Origin of the sequence: uncultured Gimesia sp., assembly GCF_937919775.1 — a bacterium.
In the GTDB taxonomy this organism is placed as follows: Bacteria; Planctomycetota; Planctomycetia; order Planctomycetales; family Planctomycetaceae; genus Gimesia.
This window is the reverse complement of sequence record NZ_CALFPF010000221.1, coordinates 1-8,699: the sequence shown is the minus strand read 5'-3', so window position 1 is coordinate 8,699 and position 8,699 is coordinate 1. Positions and strand designations below refer to the sequence as shown.

General features: G+C 51.8%; 6 protein-coding genes. 2 read left to right on the top strand and 4 right to left on the bottom strand.

Translation table 11 applies throughout. The annotated features are described in order from the left end of the window. A partial coding sequence (locus Q0294_RS05910; protein ID WP_299461878.1) for a hypothetical protein occupies positions 1–1,342 on the bottom strand: 1,342 nt, incomplete at its 3' end. An 8-nt stretch (positions 1,343–1,350) separates the two neighbouring features. Further along, positions 1,351–1,632 (bottom strand): hypothetical protein, encoded by a 282-nt coding sequence (locus Q0294_RS05905; protein ID WP_299461875.1) that lies wholly within the window; start codon positions 1,630–1,632, stop codon positions 1,351–1,353. Between Q0294_RS05905 and Q0294_RS05900 the strand changes: the two genes are divergently transcribed. Further along, positions 1,631–3,676 carry a S9 family peptidase gene (locus Q0294_RS05900; protein WP_299461873.1) on the top strand — a complete coding sequence of 682 codons (2,046 nt, stop codon included), beginning with the start codon at positions 1,631–1,633 and terminating at the stop codon, positions 3,674–3,676. The genes Q0294_RS05905 and Q0294_RS05900 overlap by 2 nt on opposite strands. Before the next feature lie 171 nt (positions 3,677–3,847). On the opposite strand, the gene Q0294_RS05895 is transcribed toward Q0294_RS05900, so the two are convergent. Both Q0294_RS05895 and Q0294_RS05890 read right to left on the bottom strand, forming a co-directional pair. Beyond that, entirely contained in the window at positions 3,848–4,195 is a 348-nt protein-coding gene (locus Q0294_RS05895) for a type II toxin-antitoxin system PemK/MazF family toxin (RefSeq protein WP_299461871.1), read from the bottom strand. After that, entirely contained in the window at positions 4,182–4,433 is a 252-nt protein-coding gene (locus Q0294_RS05890) for a hypothetical protein (protein WP_299461869.1), read from the bottom strand. The genes Q0294_RS05895 and Q0294_RS05890 overlap by 14 nt, the downstream gene beginning before the upstream one ends. Before the next feature lie 431 nt (positions 4,434–4,864). Between Q0294_RS05890 and Q0294_RS05885 the strand changes: the two genes are divergently transcribed. After that, entirely contained in the window at positions 4,865–8,572 is a 3,708-nt protein-coding gene (locus Q0294_RS05885) for a PVC-type heme-binding CxxCH protein (protein WP_299461867.1), read from the top strand. Positions 8,573–8,699: the final 127 nt, after the last annotated feature.

Below are 8,699 nucleotides of genomic sequence, written 5' to 3'. Positions count from 1 at the left end.
GATCGCCTGCGACAATTCTATTTTGAGACGTATCTGCTGCAATACATAGCAGTTTTTTTGACACACCAGTTAGTGTGAAGAGTTTTTTGTGATTGGACAGGTTCCATGCGTACGCTTTACCAGAAGCTTCACCTACCAATAAAGTTGTTGCATCCTTAGAAATCGCCACACAAGAATTCTTAGGCACGTTTGTCTTAAAAGTACGACGTATGTGATCAGGTGCTTCGAATTGAAATACAAACACATCATTATAGTCGAAAGAACCAGAAAAGTTGTTTGCAGAGAGTGATGAGAGTGCATTCACCGTACCGGTTGGGGGGGCAACACGTTTTTTCGTTTTCGCGTTAAAGAGGTTGATTTCTACCGATTCCCTTTCTATATAGCAAACTCGATTTGCTGCCTTGCTCCATATCATCTTTTCATTGCCTAATCGGTCTTCCTCCATGTCTAAATGCCATCTTTGCCTCGCCGAATCGATTCGCAACGAGGCACTGATATCATATGGTTGATCGATGACGATTAATTCATCAACAGGCGTTGTTATCTTCTCTAAATCAGCTAGTTTTTTCTCCCACAATATTTTCTTGGAAACAGGGTCAAAACCTGAAACATTATACTCGTTAGAGACATAAAGTTGTCCGAATTGTGGGACCCAGAGAAGGTCTTCGATTGGGTCTTCAAATTCCAACTTGCAATATGGAATTAAATATTGGCCCTGAAATCCTAATAGATAATGAGTCCTGGGCCACTCATAATTCTCAGTCTTCTCATCGTAGTCTAAAATCAGATATGCCGTCTGATTTTGTTCTACCGTTGCTAAACTAGGTATCCATATTTTAAAGGCATTAACCGGAATATCCAGGCGACGGATTGCCAGACACTTACCTGTGATCACATCCCAAATTCTCAGATTCGGTAGATTTTGAGGAACTCCATAGTACGCCCCATGGTCATCAGCATCAATATGATCAACGGTGACAATCCAACGCGAATTGTTAAGCTGTGCGAATCTACTGAATCTAGCTGGTCCCACAATACTTCCTAAGTACACGCCGGTATCACTTCGCCACAGGCGCAACGTTTCCGCTTGCGAAAACAGGACAGAACCATCAGCAGAAAATTGGACATCCATCAAATAAGGGCTGTGCAGCAATTTGACATCGCCATAGAACTCTTCCCGGTGAATTTTGTTTTCCAGTACGATCTGATCAGCCAGACTGATTTCCGGTTTTTGTGCTTCAATCGCTGAAGCTGGTTTTGTTATGCAAAACAATAACAGACAGATGATGACTTTGCTGAGGAACGCGGGACCGAAAGTCACGTTCATGATTTTTGCGAACATGGATTGCCTCACTGACCAGACGTTGTCTGCTTTGAATAATTCAGCTGTGTGATTACCAGGATTTTACCATGCTTTTCTCTCATTTCAGTCACCGTTCTTAAATATTCGCGTAGCTTGACGAATTTACATTCCGGATACTGGCCATTAAGACGAGGTCCGTTCTCTTGAATCCAAAGATGTGTTTCCTGCTGTTTTTTGATCGTATTGTCTCTGTTGTGATTCGAAATCAAGCCGGTTAGCATGGAAACAGAGTGCTGTTGTTCCTGATTCTTTCCTGGGAGACTCGACATGGTTCGTTTATCTGGAATCGTTCTGCTGATCTGGCTGGCGATGGCGCAGGCTGTTTTCGCGGAGGAGCCGATCCCGCCTCAAATTGCCGATCTGTATCTGACTGACGTCGCGCTGGAGCCGATTACTCTCGCAGACGGACAGAGCGTCGTTTATGTGCGGCAGCGCGTTGATCCCAAAACGCGTTCGCTGAAGCGGTCTCTCTGGCGAGTCGATGCCGGACATGAGCCACGGGCGCTGGAGGTGGGTGAACCGGATGCGTTTGGGCTGCTGCGTTCGCCTGATGGAAAGTGGATCCTGTTTCTCTCGACCCGGTCGTTTCCTGATGGCACGCCTGCTTTCAAACCGGTTCCCCCGTATTCTGATACTGCCGTGGATATCTGGCTGATGCCGACTGCGGGTGGTGCGGCGATTCCGCTGGCCGGGCCCGGGAAACCCTATGGTCGCGTGATTACGGACCCGTTTTATGGCCGCGTCTGTTTTTCGCCGGATGGAAAGAAACTGATGTTCGTGGCCGATGAAGGCAAAGATCCCCGCACCGAACAGGAACGCCGGAACAACGTACTCATCGTGCGGGAAGATCAGGGGGAAGGTTACGAAGGCTATGGCCCCACACAGGTCTGGGTGGCGGATCTGCTTGAGACTCCGGGTGAGGTAGCCGCGAACAATATCACCCGCATCACGCCCGGCGATTACTGGTACGGCGAGCCGCAGTGGTCGCCCGATGGTTCGTTCGTGGTCGTGCACGCTAACCGCACGCCTGAGCAGGAGTCGGTCCGTTATAGTATCAATCATAATTATGACCTCTGGAAAATCACGCTGAAAGACAACAAGCTCGAGCAATTAACCAAGGGACCGGGGCCCGAATTTTCGCCGCGGATTTCACCCGATGGTAAACGGCTGGTCTGTCTGAGTTCTCCCCGGAATAAAGGCCCGCATCGGGATGTCTATAATCTGACGGTGGTGGAGCTCTACGAAGACGGCGCGACGGAACGTATTCTGTTCGATCACCATCAGCCGCAAGCCGACAAACCGCCGCATCGTTCACCGGAATATCCGTTGCCCGAAGTATGCTGGCTCGATAACCAGCGTGTGACGTTCAACTCAATTCAAGGCGTGAAAACGGTGCCGCAGGCGGTGAATCTGGATGTCGGCCCCGCAGCGATCACTGTGGAACTTCCCCCCACACCCGGGCGAAGTCCTCTGCTGCCGGCCAGTAACCCAAAGATCGGCAAGCGGCTGCGCGGCGAGGTGGACGTGATTCACTGGAAGAGTTTCGATGGTCTGGAGATCGAAGGCATTCTGACCACGCCGCCCGCTTCGGTCGCGAAGCCTCCTTATAAGCTGCTGGTCATGCCTCACGGCGGACCGCATCATCGCGCTGCCAGCGGCCACGGATTTGATGCGCAGTTTTTCGCCACCCGGGGTTTCGCCGTCTTCCAGCCGAACTTCCGCGGTTCGACCGGTTACGGCCTGAAATTCCTCGATGCGGATCGCAACGACTTCGGCGGCGGCGATATGCAAGACATTCTCACCGGTATCGATGATCTCGTGAAACAGAATATCGCTGATCCCAAACGTCAGTTCGTGTATGGCGTCAGTTATGGTGGCTACATGACGAGCTGGCTCGTGGGGCAGACGCATCAGTTCCGGGCCGCGGTGGCGCAAAATGCGGTGACCGATCTGAACGTGATGTGGCATCTGAGCGATCTGCAAAGCTGGACGGAATACGACATGAGCGGTTATCCCTGGGAAGTCCCGGAGCGGATGCGTAAACACAGCCCGCTGACCTATGCTCATCAGGTCAAAACGCCCACGCTGATTCTGCACGCCACAAACGACCGCCGTTGTCCGGTGGCGATGGGCAAAATGTTTTACCGGGCGTTGAAAGAATCGGGCGTCGAGACGCAGATGGTGCTCTATCCCGATGAAGGTCATCCGATCCGACAGCTGCCGCATCGTGAAGACGTGTTATTGCGGATTCTCGACTGGTTTGAAAAACATGATGTTGAGAAAGGCTCACAAGGGAAGGCCCGTTCAGAATAGATACCACTAATATCAGGGCCGCTTAATCTGATCTAGTTATTTATGCCTTGTTTTGTAGTGTTTTCACACTGTTGGGCCAGCCAACAGTAGCACCCCGTCAAGTCAACCGCAAAAGATAAACCGAACAGTATTGGGGCAAGCCGCTAGTGTCACCTTGCCGTCAATGCTCGATTACATCTCAAGCGAGTTCTTCACAGGATCTTCGACTTGCCGCATGAGATCTGCAGAGAGATGGCCAATCACTCTTTGCACGTCAGCTTGCGGAATCGTATGCAGGCGATTGCAACGCACGAGCGAATCTCTCAGCAGACCGGAAGCACTTCCTTCCGGAGTAGATATTTTGATAGACACATTATTTTCATTAAGTCGACTTCGTGTGTTTGAAGTGATTTCAGCAATGATTGTTTCATTGAGTTGTGTATTTAATGTGTCGTTTTGCAGAACGAGTGCAGGCCGTATCTTGCTCCCTGGTGCGCCAACATAGGGAATGTTTACAAGAATGACATTACTTCTTTGCATTATCGTAATCGTTATATATATCCATTTCAGGATCGTTCCAGTCACTTGCTTCGTAGGCACGAGCTAAAATCTGGCGCAGATCTGCTTCAGAGAGATCGCCGGGATGGGCCTCACGCATTGTCTTAATCGCCTGCACGTAGACGTCCCTGCGGATTACGACACATTCCGTCCCCTCGATTTTTACAGGGACTTCTTCGCCGCGAGAAATGGCTTCAGATTGTTCTTTTGTCAGCTTCATAGGTAACCTCAAAATAAATTGTTGCAAACGAATTACTTAAAGGCAAGATTGTTTATCCGGAAAAATCTGAAACCATGTATCTATATCAATGCCCTGGCTGATTTTGGCCAGAAGTTGTAAATGTCAATATAGTACTGGCTTATGGGAAAAGTCCTGCCGCTGAGATCCAGCCATTTGGTGTCCACTACGCAATCCGATTCTCCCATTTCGGAACGTCGGTCGCGGAGTCTCATTTGACGCTCCCCTGCACCTATCGGTATTGTAGAGTTTGGCGTATGAGTGGTGAAGAATTTGGTAATCGATCACGGTTACCTTGCGCCGGCACTCTAATAAACGTTTCCGCAAAATCGAAAATCTGTTTCCCGCCTTGTGTCGTGATTACACGATGCTGATCCCACCGCGAAAAATACCGAACTGAAAAGGATACTGGAATGCGACTTTGTCTTCTGATTGCTGCTCTCATCCTGTGCAATTTGCATTCGTCTGTGACGGCCGCTGAACCTTATGAACTGAAAAAAAATGAACGCATTGCCGCCGTCGGGAACTCGCTGGCCGAACGCATGAACCTGTTCGGAAATTTCGAGACGCTGCTGCAGACGCGCTATCCGGAGAAGCAGATCATTTTCCGGAACTTCGGCTGGCCGGCAGATGAAGTCGGCATTCAGCAACGTCCCAGTAACTACACGACGATTGACGATCCGCTGGAAGTTTACGGGCCGGAGACGTTTTTCTGTTTCTTCGGCTTCAATGAATCCTTCGCCGGCGATTCGAAATCAAGTCTGGACGCCTTCGTTGCCAAGTATCGCGCGTATATCGCAGAGCAAACCAAACGCTTCACAAAAGCAGGCCGTAAGCCACGCTTCGTGCTGATCAGCCCGATTGCCTTTGAATCAACGGGAGATCCGCTGCAGCCAACGGGAGTCGAAGAAAATAAAAATCTGGCCGCGTATACGGCCGCGATTGAAAAACTGGCACAGGAAGACGGGCATCGTTTCGTGGATCTGTTTACCGATACAAAACCGCTGTTCGCAAAAGAGCCCGGGAATCAGTTCACATCGAATGGCGCGCATGCCAACGAGGCGGGCGACCGGGTGATTGGGGAAATGCTGGACGCGAGCCTGTTTCCGTCACGACATCCACTGGGAACAGGGACTTCAAAATTCGATGCGGTGCGCAAATGGGTGAACGACAAATCCTGGTTTCACGCACAAGACTATCGGATGCTGAATGGCTGGTATGTCTACGGCGGTCGTCGGACCTGGGATACGGAAACGTTTCCCGGCGAGTATCAGAAAATTCGTAAGATGGTCGCGGTCCGTGATCGGTACATCTGGGAGATGGCCGCCGGCCGTGAAGTGCCGGACAAGCCCGACGATTCAAAGACGGGGGAAGTTTTCATTCCCGAAACGATGTTTGGCAGCCGAGACGAACGCTTTCGCGAAATGCGTGAACCGAAAGAGTTGAAGTACCCAACGCCGGAAGAGTCAATCAAGATGATGACCGTTCCCGAGGGTTTCAAGGTGGAACTGTTTGCTTCCGAGCGGGAGTTCCCCGAACTGGCGAATCCGAATCAGATCGCCTTTGATAACAAGGGGCGCTTGTGGGTTTCGTGTATGGCCAATTATCCGCAGTGGATGCCCGGCGCGGGACGCCCCAGCGACCGCCTGTTGATCTTTAAAGATACCAACGGCGATGGTCGCGCGGATAAATGTATTACGTTCTACGACAAGTTGATTTGCCCGACCGGTTTTGAATTCTGGAACGGCGGAGTGCTGGTGGTCGATGAGCCGCGGATTCTGTTTCTGAAAGACACAGACGGCGACGATAAAGCCGATGTGGTGGAACAGATCGTAGACGGCATCGCGACGGACGACACGCATCATACAGTCGGGGCCTGGGAATATTCGCATGGCGGATTGCTGCACATGCTCGAAGGGGTGGCGCTCTCTACAACGCTCGAAACGCCACGCGGCGCCTTCCGCAACTCAGGGACGGCCGGCTGTTACACGTTTGATCCACGCAGCCTGAAGTTTCGCCACTTCCGCACGCCCGGCTACGGAAACCCGTGGTGTCTGGTATTCGACAAGTGGGGCAATGGCATGGTCGGTGATGGAACAAACGCGAAACAGCACTGGACGAGCCCGTTATCCGGTCTGGAAGTCACTACGCGGCGGACGCTTGAACCGAACTTTGATAACCAGGGCATGCGTCCTGCTGTTGGTAACGAATTTTTAATCTCACGGCATCTGCCCGATGCGATGCAGGATCAGTTTATCTATGCCTGCGTGATCAACATGCACGGCATGCCCCGCTTCAATCTGCGTGATCAAAAAGAGGAAGCCGGCTTCGAGGGCGAACGCGTCGACGATCTGCTTTCGTCGACCGATATGATTTTCCGCCCCGTCGATCCGAAAATCGGCCCGGACGGCGCCGTCTGGTTTGGTGACTGGTGCAACGCGTTGATTGGTCATATGCAGTATTCGCAACGTGATCCGAATCGCGACCACAAACATGGACGCGTTTATCGACTGGTGAATACGAAGAAACCGCTCCTGGAGCCGATTACTCAGGCTGGCAAATCGATTGAAGAACTGCTGGAGCAGTTGAAGACCTACGAAATCAGAACCCGTTATCGCGCACGGCGTGAACTCTGGGATCGTGATCGGGAACAGGTACTGGCGGCCGTCAATCAATGGGTGGAGGGCGTCAATGACCCCATGCAGTTGTGCGAAGCGATGTGGGTTCAGGAAAGTTTCCGCGCCGTTGATACGAAACTCGTCGACCGGATTCTGGCGACGGACGAATATCGTGCGCGGGCGGCTGCGATTCATGTGCTGGTGAATGAAATGGATCGTCAGCCAAAACTCATGGAGTATCTGGCGAAAGCGGTCAGCGATCCGCATCCGCGCGTGCGACTGGAAGCGGTGCGCGGCTTGAGTTTCTTCCCGACGGTCGAAGCGACACAACTCGCGCTGCACGCCGCCGACCACAAACTTGATTACTGGACCGACTACACGCTGGAACACACGCTGCACGCATTGAAACCGGCGTGGGAAGCGGCGGAAAAGAAACCCGATTTTCTGGCAGGTTCTTCCGAGGCAGCGAAAAAGTATCTCGCCCGCTTTAAGAAGATGACGGGCCCGGGCGGCGCGGCTGTCAAACCACTGGAAATGGCGGAATCTGAAAACGCATCGGAAGGTGATCGCAAGGCGGCGATCAGAGAGCTGGCGAAATTAGAAGGGGGCGACGTCGCGCGGGGCGAAGGCGTGTTCAAGCAGGTCTGCTCGGCCTGCCACATGGTAGGCGACCTGGGCAAAAAGTTTGGACCGGACTTGAGTGACATCGGTCAGCGGGTCAGCAAGATTGAAATGATGACGTCGGTCCTGATGCCCAACGACAAGATCTCGAAAGGTTACGAAACCGTGGCGATTGTGACCGTCGAAGGCGAAGTGCATACCGGTTTCATTCTCGCCGAGACCGATCAGATGATTTCGCTGGGTCTGGCGAAAGGCAAAAAGATCGACATCCTGAAAGAGGACATCGAACTGAGTAAGCCGATGAAATCCAGTTCGATGCCCGAAGGCCTGATTAAAACCATCGCGCCGATTGAATTTCTGGACCTCGTGGCGTATCTGTCGAAACAACGTCAGATTACTGCGGTACAGGATAAAGAGGGCTGGATCAGCGCGCAGCAGAAAACGATCAAGCTCCGCAAGCGTAACGGGTTCAATGAAATCTCGCGCGGGGCGGCGATCAAATTCGACGGTGCATTCGGGAACAGCACCTGGAACAAAGACGCGTATCTGTTTTTGACGGAATTTCCGGCGGAGTCATTTGATTTCGCGTTCCATTCCGACCTGGATACCGACTCGCCGTCTGTCACCATCCGATTGCAGAATGATTCTGAAATCCGTTCGATCTGGCTGCGAAATCGAGGCGGCCTGCAGGAGCGCGCCAAAGGACTGACCGTCTGGATTTCCAGCGACGGCACGAACTTCGAAAAGGTCTGGACGGCGGAAAAAGTCGAACCACAATGGACAATCGAACTGCCTGAGGGAACGCGTGCGAAATATGTCCGTATCGGCCTGGAAGGCAAAGGGACTCTGCATCTGCACCAGGCCGCGATCTTTGGCAAGTAGGTGAGTTGCTTTAGTTATTTCTGACCAATCAATACCCCTGATCTGAGGAATCGGACCAGGGGTATTTAATTATGTCTTAGTCTACTTTTTTGTTATGATGTTGACAGCAGAGCAGAAAAAGGTTCCT